Genomic DNA, 17,034 nt, shown 5'->3' on the forward strand with positions numbered 1-17,034 from the left:
CCCCTTAAAGCTAGCTGGCTTAGGAAACAATTAAGTTTCCTAAAACCTGCATATTATTTCATAAAGCCTTTATAGTGACGTTTAACCAGTTGAGATTCTAATTGTTTCATTGTTTCTAAAGCAACACCAACAACAATTATTACACTAGTACCACCGATTTGTGCCGAAGCAGGTAGGTTCATAAAGTTAATAAATAGTATTGGCATTACAGAAATAACTACTAAGAATATAGCACCGACAAATGTTAAACGGTATAAAACTTTTGTTAAGTAACTTTGTGTATCATTACCAGGACGAATACCCGGAATGTATGCACCTTGTTTTTTCAAGTTGTCAGCCAAGTTTTCAGGATTCACTTGAATAAATGCATAGAAATATGTGAAAGCAATAATCAATGCAATATAGATGATCATCCCTATAGGCTTCGTATAATCAAAAGTATTTTGAATAAACGAAGTAACACTATTTTGGCCGAAGAACGTAGCTAATGTTTGAGGTGTAACAACGAACGCAATGGCAAAGATTACTGGAATAACCCCTGCAGCATTTACTTTTAACGGTAAATGAGTTTGTTGTGCACCATGACCAGTACGACCCGCAACTCGTTTTGCATATTGAATTGGAATTTTACGCAACGCTTGTTGAATGTAAATAACTCCAACTACAACTGCCAGCATAACTAATACAAGTAATACTAAGATAGCAATTTTAATAAATAGCTGATCACCAGCACCCTCGATTTGTTGTGCATAGATTTGGTTTACTGTTGTTGGAATGGCAGCAACGATACCTGCGAAGATAATGATTGAAATACCATTACCAACTCCGTAAGCCGTAATTTGTTCTCCTAACCACAATAGGAAAGAGGTACCTGCAGTTAATACGAGTGCAATTGTGATATATGATAACACGCTTGTATCCGTGATTAACGATCCACCATACATTTGGTTAAAACCAAATGACATAGCAATTGCTTGTATGAAAGCTAAAACAACCGTTAAGTAACGAGTGAATTGAGCCAACTTACGTCGACCGACATCACCTTGTTTTGCCCATTCAGCAAACTTCGGAACAACATCCATTTGTAACAATTGAACAATAATTGAAGCAGTAATGTAAGGCATAATTCCCAATGCAAAGATTGAGAAGTTAGACAATGCACCACCGCCAAATGTATTAAGGAAACCAATTAAATTAAATTGATCGGCTACCTTTAATACATTAGCGTCGACGTTAGGTACTGGAATAAATGTTCCAATACGGAAAACAATCAACATTAATAGGGTGAAAATGATTTTATTTCGTATATCTCGAACGCGCATAAAGTTTGAGATTGTCTGAAACATTAAATCACCTCAGTTGTTCCGCCAGCGTTCTCAATCGCTTCTTTAGCTGAAGCTGAGAACTTGTGAGCTTTAACAGAAAGCTTTTTGTTAAGAGTTCCATTACCTAGAATCTTAATTCCAGCTTTTTCGTTGCTCACAACACCTGTTTCTAACAATAATGCAGGTGTTACTTCTGCACCATCTTCAAAACGGTTTAATGCATCAAGGTTAACGATAGCGAATTCTTTACGGTTGATGTTCGTAAAGCCGCGTTTTGGTAAACGACGGAATAGTGGGTTTTGACCCCCCTCAAATCCAGGACGAACGCCGCCGCCAGAACGAGCGTTTTGACCTTTATGACCTTTACCTGCAGTTTTACCGTTACCAGAACCGATACCACGACCAACACGGTTACGCTCTTTACGAGATCCTTCAGCTGGTTTTAACTCATGAAGTTTCATATAGGTGGCACCTCCTTGTTCAATGATTGAAAATTAATTTTCTTTTACAGTAACTAAGTGAGCTACTTTATCTAACATACCGCGAATAGCTGCGTTGTCAGCTTGTTCTACAGTTTGGTTAACTTTACGTAAGCCTAAAGCTTCAATAACTTTGCGTTGTTGAGGTTTAGTACCAATTAAAGATTTAGTAAGGGTGATTTCTAATTTATTAGCCATTATAATTCCCCCCTTATCCTAATAGTTCTTCCACTGATTTACCGCGAAGTTTTGCAACGTCCTCTGCGCGTTTTAGTTCAGTTAAACCTGCAATAGTTGCACGCACCATGTTAATTGGTGTGTTTGAACCAAGAGATTTTGAAAGAATATCAGTAATACCAGCAAGTTCAAGTACGGCACGTACAGGACCACCAGCGATAACTCCAGTACCTGGAGCAGCAGGTTTTACTAAAATTTTACCTGCTCCAAAGTGACCAACTACATCGTGTGGAGTTGTTCCACCAACACGTGGTACTTCGATTAAGTTTTTCTTCGCGTCTTCAACAGCTTTGCGGATCGCATCTGGAACCTCTTGAGCTTTACCAGTACCGAAACCAACATGGCCGTTTTTATCACCTACAACAACTAATGCTGTGAAGCGGAAGCGACGTCCACCTTTAACAACTTTAGCAACGCGGTTAATCGTAACTACGCGTTCTTCAAGTTCAAGTTTGTTTGCGTCAATGCGACTCATGAAGTATGTCCCTCCTTCTTATTAAAATTCTAAGCCGTTTTCACGTGCAGCTTCAGCTAAAGCCTTTACACGTCCATGATATAAGTAACCACCGCGGTCAAATACAACAGCAGTAATATTCTTTTCCGCAGCGCGTTTAGCGATTGTTTCACCAATTTTTGTCGCAGCTTCTACATTGCTACCTGCACCCTCAAAACCATTTTCTTGAGTAGATGCACTAACAAGTGTTACGCCTGCTACATCGTCAATAAGTTGCGCGTAGATGTGTTTGTTTGAACGGAATACATTTAAACGTGGACGTTCAGCAGTACCCGAGATTTTAGAACGAACACGCGCATGACGTTTTTTACGAACTTGATTTTTATCTTGTTTCGTAATCACAGAGGTCACTCCTTTCTAACGCTCATTAAGCATTATTTACCTGTTTTACCTTCTTTACGACGAACGTATTCGCCTTCATAACGGATACCTTTACCTTTATAAGGTTCTGGTGGACGTACGTCACGGATGTTAGATGCAAATGCACCAACACGTTCTTTACTAATACCTTTAACGATCACTTTTGTGTTTGAAGGAACTTCGATTTCTAGACCTTCCTCTGGTGTGAACTCTACTGGATGAGAGTAACCAACGTTAAGAACAAGTTTTTTACCTTGTAATTGCGCACGGTAACCTACACCGATAAGTTCTAGTGAACGAGAGAATCCTTCAGAAACACCAGTTACCATGTTCGCTAGAAGCGCACGAGTCGTACCATGAACAGTACGGTGTTCTTTTGATTCAGAAGGGCGAACAACAGTGATGATGTTTCCTTCTTGCTCAATTTTCATATCTTTGTTGAATTGACGAGTTAATTCGCCTTTAGGTCCTTTAACAGTAACTGTGTTGTCATCAGCAACAGTCACAGTAACGTTAGCTGGAACCTCGATTGGTTTTTTACCTACACGAGACATTTAGGTTGCACCTCCATTCTTTTATTACTTATTACCAAATGTAAGCTAAGATTTCTCCGCCAACTTTTTTAGCACGTGCTTCTTTATCAGTTAATACACCTTGAGAAGTTGATACTAAAGCGATACCTAAACCGTTAAGTACTTTTGGTACTTCGTTAGTTTTAGCATATACGCGTAAGCCAGGTTTTGAAATACGTTTTAAACCAGTGATAACGCGTTCGTTATCTTTTCCATATTTTAAGAAGATACGGATGATACCTTGCTTATTATCTTCAACATACTCAACATCACGAACGAAACCTTCACGCTTTAAGATCTCAGCGATTTCTTTCTTTAAGTTGGAAGCTGGTACTTCTAACTTTTCGTGACGAACCATGTTAGCATTACGAATGCGTGTTAGCATATCTGCAATCGGATCTGTCATTGTCATAAATTTTACCTCCTTCCCAATTTAGGGGATTACCAGCTAGCTTTTTTAACGCCAGGAATTTGTCCCTTATATGCAAGTTCACGGAAACAAATACGGCAAAGTTTAAATTTACGATATACAGAATGTGGACGACCACAGCGTTCACAACGTGTATATTCTTGAACTTTAAACTTTTGCTTACGTTGTTGTTTAACGACCATTGATTTTTTAGCCACGTTTTCGCCCTCCTTATTTTATTACTTTTGGAACGGCATACCGAATTGTGTCAATAACTCGCGAGCTTCTTCATCAGAATTCGCAGTTGTTACGATCACGATGTCCATACCGCGTACTTTTGAAACTTTATCGTAATCGATTTCAGGGAAAATTAATTGTTCTTTAACACCTAAAGTGTAGTTTCCACGACCATCGAATGCTTTTTTAGAAACACCGCGGAAGTCGCGTACACGTGGAAGTGCGATAGAAATTAATTTATCCAAGAATTCATACATACGTTCACCACGTAATGTAACTTTTGCACCGATAGGCATTCCTTCACGTAGACGGAAACCTGCGATCGATTTTTTCGCACGAGTTACAACTGGTTTTTGACCAGTGATGATTGATAACTCTTCAACAGCAGCATCTAGTGCTTTAGAGTTTTGTACTGCATCACCAACACCCATGTTGATAACGATTTTTTCTACTTTTGGAACTTGCATTACTGATTTATATTCAAACTTGCTCATAAGAGCAGGAGAAACTTCATTTAAATATTTTTCTTTTAGGCGGCTCATGTTCGTACCTCCCTTCTCAATTTACTTATTAGTCGATTACTGCACCTGATTTTTTTGCAACACGAACTTTTTTGCCATCTTCGATTTTATAACCTACACGAGTCGGCTCGCCAGATTTAGGATCGATTAGCATTACGTTCGATACGTGGATTGCTGCTTCTTGGCTCACAATTCCACCTTGTGGGTTTAACTGGTTAGGTTTAATATGTTTTTTCACGATATTAACACCTTCAACAAGAACACGGTCTTGTTTTGGGAAAGCGGCTAAAACAACGCCTTCTTTACCTTTGTCTTTACCAGTAATAACTTTTACTTTGTCGCCCTTTTTAACATGCATTAGTGTCGCACCTCCTTGATTGGTACTATCATGAAATTAAAGAACTTCTGGAGCTAATGAAACGATTTTCATGAAGTTGCTATCACGTAATTCACGTGCAACAGGTCCGAAAATACGAGTTCCGCGTGGTGACTTATCGTCTTTGATGATTACGCAAGCATTTTCGTCAAATTTAATATAAGTACCATCTTTACGGCGTACACCAGATTTTGTGCGAACGACAACAGCCTTAACAACGTCACCTTTCTTGACAACGCCTCCTGGTGTTGCTTTCTTAACTGTACATACAACGATATCACCGATGTTAGCAGTTTTACGGCCAGAACCACCAAGCACTTTAATTGTTAAAACTTCACGTGCACCTGAGTTGTCAGCAACTTTCATACGACTTTCTTGTTGGATCACTTAGGTTACCTCCCTTCGGAATAGGAATGTTTCCGAAATGTATTAAATAATAACCGCTTTTTCTACAACTTCCACTAAACGGAAACGTTTTGTAGCAGATAGCGGGCGAGTTTCCATGATACGTACGATATCACCGATTTTCGCTTCGTTCAACTCATCATGAGCTTTAAACTTTTTAGAGTACTTTACACGTTTACCATATAATTTATGTTTCTTATAAGTTTCAACAAGAACAGTTACTGTTTTGTCCATTTTATCTGAAACAACACGGCCTGTGTAAACTTTGCGTTGATTACGCTCAGACATACTTTGGAACCTCCTTATCAGTTATTTGCACTGATTTCTCTTTCACGAATCACAGTTTTCATGCGCGCAATCGCTTTACGAACTTCGCGAATACGAGCTGTGTTTTCTAATTGACCAGTCGCCAATTGGAAGCGAAGGTTGAAAAGCTCTTCTTTCAGTGATTTCACTTTTAATTCAATTTCAGAAGTGGCAAGGTCACGGATTTCATTAGCTTTCATTAGATTCACCACCAGTTTCTTGACGTTTAACAATCTTACATTTAACAGGAAGTTTGTGTGATGCTAAACGAAGTGCTTCACGTGCAACCTCTTCAGATACACCTGCAACTTCAAACATAACTTTTCCTGGTTTTACTACTGCTACCCAACCTTCTGGAGAACCTTTACCGGAACCCATACGTACCTCTAGAGGCTTTTTCGTGTAAGGTTTATGTGGGAAAATTTTAATCCAAACTTTACCGCCACGTTTCATGTAACGTGTCATAGCGATACGTGCAGATTCGATTTGACGGTTTGTGATCCAGCTTGCAGTTGTTGCTTGTAAGCCCCATTCACCAAATGCTACTTCTTTACCGCCTTTCGCTTCACCACGCATGTTACCACGGTGTTCACGACGGTATTTAACGCGTTTTGGTAATAACATTATTATTTGCCTCCTTCCACAGAGTTCTTCTTCGTAGGAAGGACTTCACCACGGTAAATCCATACTTTAACACCTAATTTACCATAAGTAGTGTCAGCTTCTGCATGAGCATAGTCGATGTCAGCACGAAGAGTATGAAGTGGAACAGTTCCTTCGCTATAATGTTCAGCACGCGCGATGTCAGCGCCACCTAAACGACCAGATACTTGTGTTTTAATCCCTTTTGCACCAGCGCGGATTGTGCGTTGGATTGCTTGTTTTTGAGCACGGCGGAATGATACGCGGTTCTCAAGTTGACGAGCGATGTTTTCTGCTACTAAACGAGCATCAAGATCAGCTTTTTTGATTTCTACGATATTAATGTGTACACGTTTACCAGTTAAATCGTTAAGGTATTTACGTAAGTTTTCAACTTCCGTACCGCCTTTACCGATTACCATACCTGGTTTCGCAGTGTGAATTGTAATGTTTACGCGGTTTGCAGCGCGTTCGATTTCTACTTTAGAAACTGAAGCGTCTTTTAAAGCAGATTCGATATATTTACGAATTTTAATATCTTCGTGTAAAAGAGTAGCATAGTCTTTCTCAGCGTACCATTTTGACTCCCAGTCACGAATAATACCAACTCGTAGTCCTATTGGATGTACTTTTTGACCCACGGATTAACCCTCCTTCTTCTCAGATACCACGATTGTAATGTGGCTTGTGCGTTTGTTAATTGCGCTTGCACGTCCTTGTGCACGTGGACGGAAACGTTTTAATGTTGGACCTTCGTCAACAAAAACTTCAGAAACAACTAAGTTGTTTACATCTAATTCATAGTTGTGCTCAGCATTAGCAACTGCAGATTTTAATACTTTCTCAACGACTGGAGACGCCGCTTTTGGAGTATGACGTAAAATTGCAACTGCTTCACCAACTTGCTTGCCTCGGATTAAGTCTACTACTAGACGTACTTTACGAGGAGCGATGCGCACTGTGCGAGCGATAGCTTTAGCTTGTGTCATTAGGATTTACCTCCTCTCAAAATTAGCGTCTTGTTTTCTTGTCATCTGCACCGTGACCTTTGTAAGTACGTGTCGGTGCGAATTCGCCTAATTTGTGACCTACCATATCTTCTGTCACGTATACAGGAACATGTTTACGTCCATCATATACAGCGATTGTTAAACCGATGAAGTTCGGGAAGATAGTAGAACGGCGAGACCAAGTTTTAATAACTTGTTTTTTCTCAGAACCTTCTTGTGCTTCAACTTTTTTCATTAAGTGATCATCCACAAAAGGTCCTTTCTTCAAGCTGCGACCCATTTAGGAACCTCCCTCCGTGACTCCACCACGGTACGACTAGCGAACCGCAGTACAATCACTTTATTTTTTACGAGAACGAATGATTAACTTATTAGTTTTGTTTTTCTTCTTACGAGTTTTGTAACCAAGAGCTGGTTTGCCCCATGGTGTCATTGGAGATTTACGTCCAATTGGAGAACGTCCTTCACCACCACCGTGTGGGTGATCGTTAGGGTTCATTACAGAACCACGAACAGTTGGGCGTTTACCTAACCAACGAGAACGACCTGCTTTACCAATGTGGATAAGTTCATGTTGTTCGTTACCTACTTGACCGATTGTAGCACGGCAAGTTGCAAGTACTAAACGAACTTCACCAGATTGTAGACGAACGATTACGTATTTACCTTCACGACCAAGTACTTGAGCAGAAGTACCAGCAGAACGTACCAATTGTCCACCTTTACCAGGTTTTAACTCGATGTTATGGATTGTTGTACCCATTGGAATGTTTGCTAATGGTAGAGAGTTACCTACTTTAATGTCTGCGTCAGGACCAGATACGATTGTTTGACCAACTTCTAATCCTTTTGGAGCTAAGATGTAACGTTTCTCACCGTCAGCGTAATTGATTAATGCGATATTCGCAGAGCGGTTTGGATCATATTCGATAGTAGCAACGCGTCCTGGAATTCCGTCTTTAAGACGTTTGAAGTCGATTACGCGGTATTGCTTCTTATGACCACCACCATGATGACGAACAGTAATTTTACCTTGGTTGTTACGACCAGCTTTGCGTTTAATTGGTTCTAATAAAGACTTTTCAGGCTTATTAGTTGTAATTTCCGCAAAGTCAGATGACGTCATGTTACGACGACCATTTGAGGTTGGTTTATACTTTTTAATCGCCATTTGTTTTCCCTCCTTCTTTATTCTTCGATTCTTTCCTTATCGGAATTAGATATCAAAAATTTCGATTTCTTTGCTATCAGCAGCTAATTTAACGATTGCTTTACGACGTTTGTTTGTGTATCCGCCGAATTTACCAACACGTTTAAATTTACCTTTGTAGTTCATGATGTTTACTTTTTCAACTTTTACATCAAAGATTGCTTCTACTGCATCTTTAACTTGAGTTTTGTTTGCGCGAACATCAACTTCAAAAGTGTATTTTTTCTCAGCCATAAGCTCAGAAGAACGCTCAGTAATGACCGGACGTTTTAGAATATCACGTGCTTCCATTATCCAAGCACCTCCTCAACTTTTTCTACTGCAGCTTTCGTGAATACAACTTTGTCATGACCTACAAGATCAAGAACGTTGATTCCAGCAGCTGTTAAAACAGTTACACCAGGGATGTTACGAGCAGATAATGCTACGTTTTCATCTAATTCAGCTGTAACGAATAATGCTTTCGTATCAATGTTTAGGTTACCTAAAATTGCTTTGAAATCTTTAGTTTTTGGTGCATCTAATTGTAATGCATCAAGAACTACGAAGTTTTGTTCTCCAACTTTAGCTGATAAAGCTGATTTAAGAGCTAAGCGACGAACTTTCTTCGGTAATTTATAGCTGTAGCTACGTGGTGTAGGACCGAATACAGTACCACCGCCACGCCATTGTGGAGAACGGATAGAACCTTGACGAGCACGACCAGTTCCCTTTTGACGCCATGGTTTACGACCACCACCAGCGACTTCAGAGCGGTTTTTTACTTTATGATTACCTTGACGTAGAGAAGCGCGTTGAGCGATTACTGCGTCGAATAATACTGCTTCGTTAGGCTCAATTGCAAAAACTGCATCGTTTAACTCAATTTCACCAACAGAAGCGCCTGTTTGACTAAGTACAGATACCTTTGTCATTCCTGTTTCCTCCTTTCTTCGGGAAATTATTTAGATTTTACAGCTGTTTTTACTGTAACTAATGCTTTTTTAGAACCAGGAACATTACCTTTAACTAGTAATAAGTTACGTTCAGCATCAACTTTAACGATTTCTAAGTTTTGGATCGTAACTACAACACCACCAGTTTGACCTGGTAATTTCTTTTGTTTAAATACGCGGTTCGGAGCAACTGGACCCATTGAACCAGGACGACGGTGGTAACGAGAACCGTGGGCCATAGGACCACGAGATTGTCCGTGACGTTTAATAACACCTTGGAAACCTTTACCTTTCGTAACACCTGTTACGTCTACTACATCGCCTTCTGCGAAAATTTCTACTTTGACTTCTTGACCAACCTCGTACTCTTCCACGTTAACGTTGCGGAATTCACGAATGAAGCGCTTAGGAGCAGTATTCGCTTTAGCTACGTGACCTTGTTCTGGTTTGTTTGAAAGCTTCACGCGCTTATCTTCGAAACCAACTTGGATTGCTTCGTAACCATCTGTTTCTACAGTTTTCTTTTGAAGAACTACGTTTGGAGCAGCTTCGATAACTGTTACAGGGATTAAATCACCATTTTCAGCGAAAACTTGTGTCATACCAACTTTTCTACCTAAGATTCCTTTAGCCATTTTGTCACACCTCCTGTGATTATTAAAAAAGTTCTATTTGTTTTTACCATTAAAGTTTGATTTCAATATCAACGCCAGATGGTAAATCAAGTTTCATTAACGCATCAACAGTTTGTGGTGTTGGGTTAATGATGTCGATTAAACGTTTATGCGTACGCATTTCGAATTGTTCACGAGAATCTTTGTACTTGTGAACCGCACGAAGAATTGTGTACACAGACTTCTCAGTTGGTAACGGAATCGGACCTGATACACTAGCACCTGAACGTTTAGCAGTTTCCACAATTTTCTCAGCGGATTGATCTAGAACACGGTGATCATACGCTTTTAAACGGATACGAATCTTTTGTTTTGCCATTATTTTCCCTCCTTTTTCGCCTATTTACTAGACATTCTCCACGGAAATTTCCCACACACGCGCCATGGCAAAGCGGCCGGGTGTGTCGGCAACCTCCCGCTTCATCGCAGTCAAAGACCAACATTCAACAGTATATACAATTTACTAAGAATAAGCAAGTATTTTCTGCTAAATTCTTTGAAATTGTAATTCTTTTATGCATTGCTTTTCAACATTTGTTTCAAAGCCTTTTTAAGTATAATGAATCTATGCATCAATATCAACCAATTATCTATGGTTATATATGGTTCCATATGTTTTTGTTTCTTCTATATAAAAAGGGTGCCCACTCATCTGGACACCCTGTCACTATATTATGAAAAGAACATTACTGCCGCCCACCCAAAAATAATAAGCGGAATATTAAATATGAAGAAAGTTGGTATACATGTATCGCGAATATGATCATGTTGCCCATCTACATTTAACCCGGCAGTAGGTCCTAATGTAGAATCCGATGCTGGCGACCCTGCATCCCCTAAAGCGCCTGCCGTACCTATTAATGTAATAATAGCTGCAGTGCTTAAACCAAATTCTAAACCAATCGGTACAAAAATGGCAGCAATAATCGGTATCGTTGCAAAGGATGAACCAATTCCCATATCAATCAATAACCCAATTAATAACATAATTAATACCGCTAACCCTTTGTTGTCCCCTAATATATTATTAGCAGCATCTACTAACTGTTCGACATGGCCTGTTGCAGTAACAACAGAAGCAAAACCACTTGAGGCAATCATTACTAATCCGATAAATGCCATTAAACGCATACCGTCTGTTAGCACTTGATCTGCTTCACTCCACTTTAATGCACCTGTAATGTATAAAATTAAAACTCCTACAAGAGCACCGAAAAACATAGAACCCGAAGTTAACGGAACGATACTAGGTATTTGAACGATTACAGCAGCTATTAGTGCAATAACCGTATAAACGACATTTTTCTTTTTAATCGTAACGTTAATTTCTGTTTCCACTTGTCGGTCTTCGTACTTTCTTGGTTTACGGAAAATAAAGAACGCTACAACTAACCCTACAACCATTCCAAGAGCTGGAATTAACATTGGACCATACACATCGGATTTTGTAATTTCAAGACCGGCTGCTGAAATATTATCCGCTACGATTCCTTGATATACTAACCCAAAACCGAATGGTAAACTCATATATGGTGTAATTAAGCCGAATGCTAAAATACACGCAATTAAACGACGATCAATTTCTAACATGTTTAATATCTTAATAATCGGCGGAATTAATAATGGTATAAACGCAATGTGAATTGGAATTAAATTTTGTGAGAAAATGGACATTAATAAAATAACGAAAAATAGTAACGCTTTTACTAATCCTCTTTTTTGGGAATCACCTTTACGTTGAACTAACTTTAATATCGTTACAACAAGCAATTCTGAAATTCCTGTTTTTGAAATGGCAATGGCTAACCCACCGAGCATCCCATAGCTTAGAGCAACTTCCGCTCCTCCGCCTAAACCTTCTACAAAGGCAATTAATGTATCATCAAGGGACATTCCTGCTGTAATTCCTCCAGCAACTGCCCCTATTACTAATGAAAATACAACGTTAATCCGAAGAACACTCAATAGGAGCATTACAACGACCGCTACTACAACTGCATTCATTTTATATCCCTCTTACTTTCGTCTGCTAAATTATTAAACTAGTAACGTATTAAAGTCTAACTCCTTCTAAAGGAAAAGTCAATATAAGAAAAAGCCCCTATATATTCCTGAAATTTTCGGAAAATATAACGGCTTTCTTCTATTATAATGATGCTTTGATTATTCGTTTATAATACTGTGTTGAAATGACGGCGAAGACCGCATACATGATAACGTATAACACCATCGTCACGACAAGAGGGGTAAACATTTCTGTTCCGAATAAGAACCAACCAGATTTTACCGCAAAATAACTATGCAACAACCCTATTACGAGCGGTACACCAAAGTTAAAAGCTTGTTTTGCATAAATTCCTTTCATTAAGTCAGAAGTTGAAAATCCAATCTTTCTTAATATAGTATAGGATTCTTTCTCCATTTCAGCTTCTGACATTTGTTTAAAGTAAAGAATACTACCTGTTGTTAATAAAAATGCTAGTCCAAGAAATGCAGTAATAAAAATTGTTGTACCATATATTGATAAGTAACTATGATGCTCTTCTTCGTAAGATAGTGGTAAATATTCTTGCCCGTTAACTACTAATTTTCTTTCCTCTTGCAGTTCGTTATAGATCTCTTCCGCTTTTGGACTATCTTCATTATCCACTAAGTTTACACCGACTTGATAATTGAAGAAACTCTCTGGGCTTTGATTTGCAGATATATTTTCAAATGTAGTATCTGTAACGACTAGTAATGGACTTGCCATTGTTACTGTACCTGAAAGCATAAATTCTTCTTGTATTTCCTTTATTATAACCTTCTCCTCTTCATTATTAAAACGAACGGAAAGATCTCCCCCTTTTTCAAGAGGCATAATTTCTGAAAACATATTTTGGTAACTCGTAACAATAGCCTCTCCATCATTCAGTTGCGCATCAGGGCTTACTTGTTTAAAGTCGCTTAATGGAACTACATACATAGAGGATTCGCTAGCAAAGGTTAAATTTTGATTAGCGAAATCACCAATTAAATCCTGGAAGTCAAACTTTACTTCCGCTACACGATACGTATCCTTTTCAAATTCAATTCCTTCTTGATGTAACCGATCTAAAAAACTAATTCCTTTATCGTTTAGTAAAATATAATCATATGGTGAATATTGATGAGCTCTTGTTGCAGATGAGAAATAAGAAATATACGATAAACTCATAATCCCAACCGCTAATCCAGTTAACACGGTAATTAACGTTAATGACTTGGCATTTCCTTTCATTCTATGCATAATCGGAGTAACTGCCATAACGTCTCGAATTTTTAAATGTCCCTTTTTACTTGCTCTAAAAATATTCATAATAAATGATACTGAATATCTAAAGAATAAAAATGTTCCAAAAATCGTGGATGCTAGAATAACAATCATGTGTAAAAATAAATCTTTAAAATGACTTTTTTCCATATCAAATAATACGGAAGATTGATAGTAGCCGTAAACGATAAGAAACAAGCCTATTAAACCAAACGCCATTTGGAAAAAATTAAAACGTTTTATACGCTCATCCGCTTTTTTTGATGCATGGAATAAAGATAATAATGTAACACGATACACCATCCATGTCATTTGAAATAAAATAACTAGTAGTAAGATTGAAAATATAATTACTGATTGTATAAACGCTTCAGAAGAAAATACTAAATCAATGACTAAGTCTAGTTTTAACAGCTTAATTAAGATCATGGCAAAGAGCCTTGAACTAAAGAAGCCAATCACCATACCTACGGCTACTGCTAAAATAAATAAAATAATATTTTCAAGGGCAATTAATCTTACAATTAACCCTTTCGTCATCCCTATCAACTGATAAAGGCCCATTTCTTTACTTCGTCGTTTCATAAATAAGTGATTCGCATAGAGAACAAAAAATGTAACGATAAAGTACAACACATAAGTTGCCGACTGGAATCCAGCAGACGCCGTACCGCTTTCTTTTAAAGCTTCTACAACTGTTGGATTATGGTGTAGAGTCGTAAAAGAGAAGCATAAAGTAACACTAAATATTAAGGCAAAGAAATATAAATAATAATGTTTTACGTTTTTCCTCATACTTCGAAATACGAGTCTACTAAGCGTCATAACCATCACCGCCTAGAATGCTTTGCGTATTTAATATTTGTTGGAAAAATTGTTGTCTCGTTTTATCTCCACGATATAACTCCGTATAAATTGAACCATCTTTTAAAAATAACACTCGTGAACAAAAACTTGCTGCTACCGAATCATGGGTCACCATCATGATTGTAACGGATTTTTGCTTATTAATATTTTCTAAGTTCGTAAGTAATGCCGTAGCAGATTTTGAGTCAAGGGCACCTGTAGGTTCATCAGCAAAAACTAATGTTGGCCCTGAAATTAAAGCACGTGCAGCAGAAGTCCGTTGTTTTTGTCCTCCTGAAATTTCATTTGGATACTTATTCAAAATTTCCGATATCCCTAATAATTTAACTAGTTCCTTTAAACGACTTTCCGCCACAGCTCTTGGAAGCTTACTGATTGATAAAGGAAGCAAAATATTTTCCTTTACCGTTAATGTATCAAGCAAATTGTAATCTTGAAATACAAAGCCAAGCTGCTCCCGTCTAAAGTTGGCCAATTGTTTTTCCTTCATATTTCGTAAATTTTTTCCGTTGATTTCTACTACACCTTCAGTCGGATGATCAATGGAACATAACACATTTAGTAATGTTGTTTTTCCCGAACCAGATGGCCCCATGATTCCTACAAATTCACCTTTACTTACTTCTATATCTATACCTTTTAACACTTCTTGTGCTGTAGATTTTTTCCCATATGTTTTTTTAATTTTTCTACCAACTAAAACTGTCATTTTTTACTCCCCTTTCTTTATCTATTTTCATTTTACTTACATAACCGTTTCTCTGCCTTCGTTCTAGATGACAAAATAAAAGGGTAGGTGACAATTTCGTCATCTACCACGTTTTTTGATACTCATTTTGTTGTGGAAATTGTAATGTAAAGGTTGAACCATTATTTACTTGCGATTTCACAGAAATAAGAATGCCTAATTTCTGTGCTGCATTCTTTGCTAAATAAAGACCCATACCCGTCGATTGAACAGACTCTCTTCCAACCGTACCTGTATAAGATTTTTGAAAAATACGCGGAAGATCTTCCTCGTTGATCCCTATACCAAAGTCTTTAATATGAAGTAATAAATGACCGGTTTCGTTGATTTCGGTATAAATATGGACTTCTTCATTTTCATGGCTATATTTAATGGCATTCGATAAAATTTGGCGAACAATAAAGGCAAGCCATTTCTTATCAGTTGTAATTTCTTGTTCCAATTCTTCAACTTGAAAACCAATTCCCTTTTCTAAACACCATGAACGGAACTCTCGTATTTCTTTATAAACAACATCACGTAGTATTACTTTTTCTAAACGATTATCCTTCTCGATTGTAGCAAGTCTTGTATGATGAAGCTGTTGATCTAATAATAGATGAATCCGTACCCACTCACTTTCAAGTCTCTTACGTAATTTCTCATCATTTGTTTGCTCTATCATCAGTTTCATTGCAGTTAATGGTGTTTTCACTTCATGAACCCATGCTAATAAGTCATCTACATGTTCTTGCAGTTGAATCTTTGACTTGTTTATAAATGAATCCTTTTCTTCATATACTTCTAAAATTTGTTTCATTGAACGTTTTTGAAAAGGAGATAGATGTACATCTTCTAAAGATAACAAGTCCGATGCATTCGACAAATTTCCCAGGAAATTCTTAATCTCCCGAGTTTCTTTTATGTAGCGCCATATTAGAAAAATGGTAATGAAAGAAATGATAACTATATTAAAATAGGTGACGCTAACCCCAGAAAACCCGAAGTCTAAATAGAAGAGGATGTCCATACAAATAATAAGCAGTACTAAGAACATAATCCATGCCATACGTTCCCGTAAAAATAATAAAAACATAAACGACCTCACTTTGTAACGGCCATATAGCCAAGCCCTTTTTTTGTAATAATTACATCTTCTAACCCAATATCTTCAAGTTTCAATCGAAGTCTGTTGACATTTACGGAAAGCGTATTGTCATTTACAAAACGTTCATCATCCCAAAGCATTCGCATTAACTCATCTCTTGAAACGACTTTATCAACATGTTTTAAAAGTCCTCTTAAAATAAACAATTCGTTCTTAGTTAAACTACATTCCTTTTCCTTAAAACGAACTACCCCTTTTGCATAGTCAACTGTTGCCCCATTCCATCGAGTAAGTTCAGATTGTTCCTCTACATAGTCATACGTACGTCGTAATATAGCTTGTACTTTTGCTAATAACACATCCATATTAAATGGTTTTTGTACAAAATCATCTGCGCCCATTTGCATCGCCATGACCATATCCATAGGATGGTCTCGGGAGGATAAAAATACGATGGGAACTTTGGAAACTTCACGAATTTCCCTACACCAGTGAAAACCATCAAAAGCAGGTAATTGAATATCGATAATCACTAAATGTGGTCTCTCTTCGATAAAATAATCCATCACCTTTTGAAAGTCGGAAGGGCCAACAACTTGCATTTGCCACCCTTCAAATCGCTCTTGTATCATTTCAAAAATTGATGGATCATCTTCTATTAATAACACTTTTAATTTCATAATCATCCTCCTTTTCCATCATTGTAGCATTTGTTTTCTTATGTTTGAACCTGCCGCCCCCTTTTCATTTATGGTTCTAAGTCAAATGTTGGGGTGAGCATTTAGCTCACTCCTAATTTATGCGACCCGAACATCTATATTTTTATAT

At 37.8% G+C, this 17,034-nt stretch carries 27 protein-coding genes; all 27 read right to left on the reverse strand.

Annotated elements, in window-relative coordinates:
• Positions 1-53: 53 nt before the first annotated feature.
• On the reverse strand, positions 54-1,346 hold the full coding sequence (gene secY, locus ACH0B5_RS12675) for a preprotein translocase subunit SecY (protein ID WP_122971289.1): 1,293 nt from the start codon (positions 1,344-1,346) through the stop codon (positions 54-56).
• Positions 1,346-1,786 (reverse strand): 50S ribosomal protein L15, encoded by a 441-nt coding sequence (gene rplO / locus ACH0B5_RS12680; RefSeq protein ID WP_122971288.1) that lies wholly within the window; start codon positions 1,784-1,786, stop codon positions 1,346-1,348. The genes secY and rplO overlap by 1 nt, the downstream gene beginning before the upstream one ends.
• A 33-nt stretch (positions 1,787-1,819) precedes the next feature.
• Entirely contained in the window at positions 1,820-2,002 is a 183-nt protein-coding gene (gene rpmD, locus ACH0B5_RS12685; protein WP_122971287.1) for a 50S ribosomal protein L30, read from the reverse strand.
• Positions 2,003-2,015: 13 nt separating this feature from the next.
• Complete coding sequence (rpsE, locus tag ACH0B5_RS12690; protein ID WP_122971286.1) at positions 2,016-2,516, reverse strand: 30S ribosomal protein S5; 501 nt, start codon at positions 2,514-2,516, stop codon at positions 2,016-2,018.
• Positions 2,517-2,537: 21 nt separating this feature from the next.
• The gene (rplR, locus tag ACH0B5_RS12695) at positions 2,538-2,897 is read right to left on the reverse strand and encodes a 50S ribosomal protein L18 (RefSeq protein ID WP_122971285.1); all 360 of its coding nucleotides are present in this window, start codon (positions 2,895-2,897) and stop codon (positions 2,538-2,540) included.
• 32 nt (positions 2,898-2,929) lie between these two features.
• Positions 2,930-3,469, reverse strand: coding sequence for a 50S ribosomal protein L6 (gene rplF / locus ACH0B5_RS12700; protein WP_122971284.1), 540 nt, complete (start codon positions 3,467-3,469; stop codon positions 2,930-2,932).
• A 31-nt stretch (positions 3,470-3,500) separates the two neighbouring features.
• The gene (gene rpsH / locus ACH0B5_RS12705; RefSeq protein WP_122971283.1) at positions 3,501-3,899 is read right to left on the reverse strand and encodes a 30S ribosomal protein S8; all 399 of its coding nucleotides are present in this window, start codon (positions 3,897-3,899) and stop codon (positions 3,501-3,503) included.
• A gap of 29 nt (positions 3,900-3,928) precedes the next feature.
• On the reverse strand, positions 3,929-4,114 hold the full coding sequence (locus tag ACH0B5_RS12710) for a type Z 30S ribosomal protein S14 (RefSeq protein ID WP_118876548.1): 186 nt from the start codon (positions 4,112-4,114) through the stop codon (positions 3,929-3,931).
• A 21-nt stretch (positions 4,115-4,135) separates the two neighbouring features.
• Entirely contained in the window at positions 4,136-4,675 is a 540-nt protein-coding gene (gene rplE / locus ACH0B5_RS12715; RefSeq protein WP_122971282.1) for a 50S ribosomal protein L5, read from the reverse strand.
• Positions 4,676-4,703: 28 nt separating this feature from the next.
• Positions 4,704-5,012, reverse strand: a complete 309-nt coding sequence (gene rplX, locus ACH0B5_RS12720; protein WP_122971281.1) for a 50S ribosomal protein L24 — start codon at positions 5,010-5,012, stop codon at positions 4,704-4,706.
• Between the two features lie 36 nt (positions 5,013-5,048).
• Positions 5,049-5,417, reverse strand: coding sequence for a 50S ribosomal protein L14 (gene rplN / locus ACH0B5_RS12725; RefSeq protein ID WP_097149259.1), 369 nt, complete (start codon positions 5,415-5,417; stop codon positions 5,049-5,051).
• A 42-nt stretch (positions 5,418-5,459) separates the two neighbouring features.
• Positions 5,460-5,723, reverse strand: a complete 264-nt coding sequence (gene rpsQ, locus ACH0B5_RS12730) for a 30S ribosomal protein S17 (RefSeq protein ID WP_122971280.1) — start codon at positions 5,721-5,723, stop codon at positions 5,460-5,462.
• Between the two features lie 17 nt (positions 5,724-5,740).
• Entirely contained in the window at positions 5,741-5,941 is a 201-nt protein-coding gene (gene rpmC, locus ACH0B5_RS12735) for a 50S ribosomal protein L29 (protein WP_004233646.1), read from the reverse strand.
• Complete coding sequence (gene rplP / locus ACH0B5_RS12740; protein WP_122971279.1) at positions 5,931-6,365, reverse strand: 50S ribosomal protein L16; 435 nt, start codon at positions 6,363-6,365, stop codon at positions 5,931-5,933. Before rplP ends, rpmC begins: the two co-directional genes overlap by 11 nt.
• Before the next feature lie 2 nt (positions 6,366-6,367).
• A complete protein-coding gene (gene rpsC, locus ACH0B5_RS12745) occupies positions 6,368-7,024 on the reverse strand; it encodes a 30S ribosomal protein S3 (protein WP_122971278.1) in 657 nt (218 codons plus the stop codon).
• A 3-nt stretch (positions 7,025-7,027) separates the two neighbouring features.
• Positions 7,028-7,372, reverse strand: coding sequence for a 50S ribosomal protein L22 (rplV, locus tag ACH0B5_RS12750; RefSeq protein ID WP_122971277.1), 345 nt, complete (start codon positions 7,370-7,372; stop codon positions 7,028-7,030).
• Between the two features lie 22 nt (positions 7,373-7,394).
• On the reverse strand, positions 7,395-7,673 hold the full coding sequence (gene rpsS, locus ACH0B5_RS12755; RefSeq protein ID WP_036183148.1) for a 30S ribosomal protein S19: 279 nt from the start codon (positions 7,671-7,673) through the stop codon (positions 7,395-7,397).
• A gap of 60 nt (positions 7,674-7,733) precedes the next feature.
• The gene (rplB, locus tag ACH0B5_RS12760; RefSeq protein WP_122971276.1) at positions 7,734-8,564 is read right to left on the reverse strand and encodes a 50S ribosomal protein L2; all 831 of its coding nucleotides are present in this window, start codon (positions 8,562-8,564) and stop codon (positions 7,734-7,736) included.
• A gap of 45 nt (positions 8,565-8,609) precedes the next feature.
• Positions 8,610-8,894, reverse strand: coding sequence for a 50S ribosomal protein L23 (rplW, locus tag ACH0B5_RS12765; RefSeq protein ID WP_122971275.1), 285 nt, complete (start codon positions 8,892-8,894; stop codon positions 8,610-8,612).
• Complete coding sequence (gene rplD / locus ACH0B5_RS12770; protein ID WP_122971274.1) at positions 8,894-9,517, reverse strand: 50S ribosomal protein L4; 624 nt, start codon at positions 9,515-9,517, stop codon at positions 8,894-8,896. The genes rplW and rplD overlap by 1 nt, the downstream gene beginning before the upstream one ends.
• A 26-nt stretch (positions 9,518-9,543) precedes the next feature.
• The gene (gene rplC / locus ACH0B5_RS12775) at positions 9,544-10,173 is read right to left on the reverse strand and encodes a 50S ribosomal protein L3 (RefSeq protein WP_122971273.1); all 630 of its coding nucleotides are present in this window, start codon (positions 10,171-10,173) and stop codon (positions 9,544-9,546) included.
• A gap of 49 nt (positions 10,174-10,222) precedes the next feature.
• On the reverse strand, positions 10,223-10,531 hold the full coding sequence (rpsJ, locus tag ACH0B5_RS12780; protein WP_036172433.1) for a 30S ribosomal protein S10: 309 nt from the start codon (positions 10,529-10,531) through the stop codon (positions 10,223-10,225).
• A 353-nt stretch (positions 10,532-10,884) separates the two neighbouring features.
• Positions 10,885-12,216, reverse strand: coding sequence for a Na+/H+ antiporter family protein (locus tag ACH0B5_RS12785; RefSeq protein ID WP_122971272.1), 1,332 nt, complete (start codon positions 12,214-12,216; stop codon positions 10,885-10,887).
• Positions 12,217-12,358: 142 nt separating this feature from the next.
• Positions 12,359-14,329: an ABC transporter permease gene (locus ACH0B5_RS12790; protein ID WP_122971271.1), complete on the reverse strand. Its 1,971-nt coding sequence runs from the start codon at positions 14,327-14,329 to the stop codon at positions 12,359-12,361.
• The gene (locus ACH0B5_RS12795; protein ID WP_122971270.1) at positions 14,319-15,080 is read right to left on the reverse strand and encodes an ABC transporter ATP-binding protein; all 762 of its coding nucleotides are present in this window, start codon (positions 15,078-15,080) and stop codon (positions 14,319-14,321) included. Before ACH0B5_RS12795 ends, ACH0B5_RS12790 begins: the two co-directional genes overlap by 11 nt.
• A 103-nt stretch (positions 15,081-15,183) precedes the next feature.
• Positions 15,184-16,194, reverse strand: a complete 1,011-nt coding sequence (locus ACH0B5_RS12800; RefSeq protein WP_406927910.1) for a sensor histidine kinase — start codon at positions 16,192-16,194, stop codon at positions 15,184-15,186.
• Between the two features lie 8 nt (positions 16,195-16,202).
• Positions 16,203-16,886: a response regulator transcription factor gene (locus ACH0B5_RS12805; RefSeq protein ID WP_406927911.1), complete on the reverse strand. Its 684-nt coding sequence runs from the start codon at positions 16,884-16,886 to the stop codon at positions 16,203-16,205.
• Positions 16,887-17,034 lie beyond the last annotated feature (148 nt).

The organism is Ureibacillus sp. 179-F W5.1 NHS, from assembly GCF_045369345.1.
GTDB lineage: Bacteria > Bacillota > Bacilli > Bacillales_A > Planococcaceae > Ureibacillus > Ureibacillus halotolerans.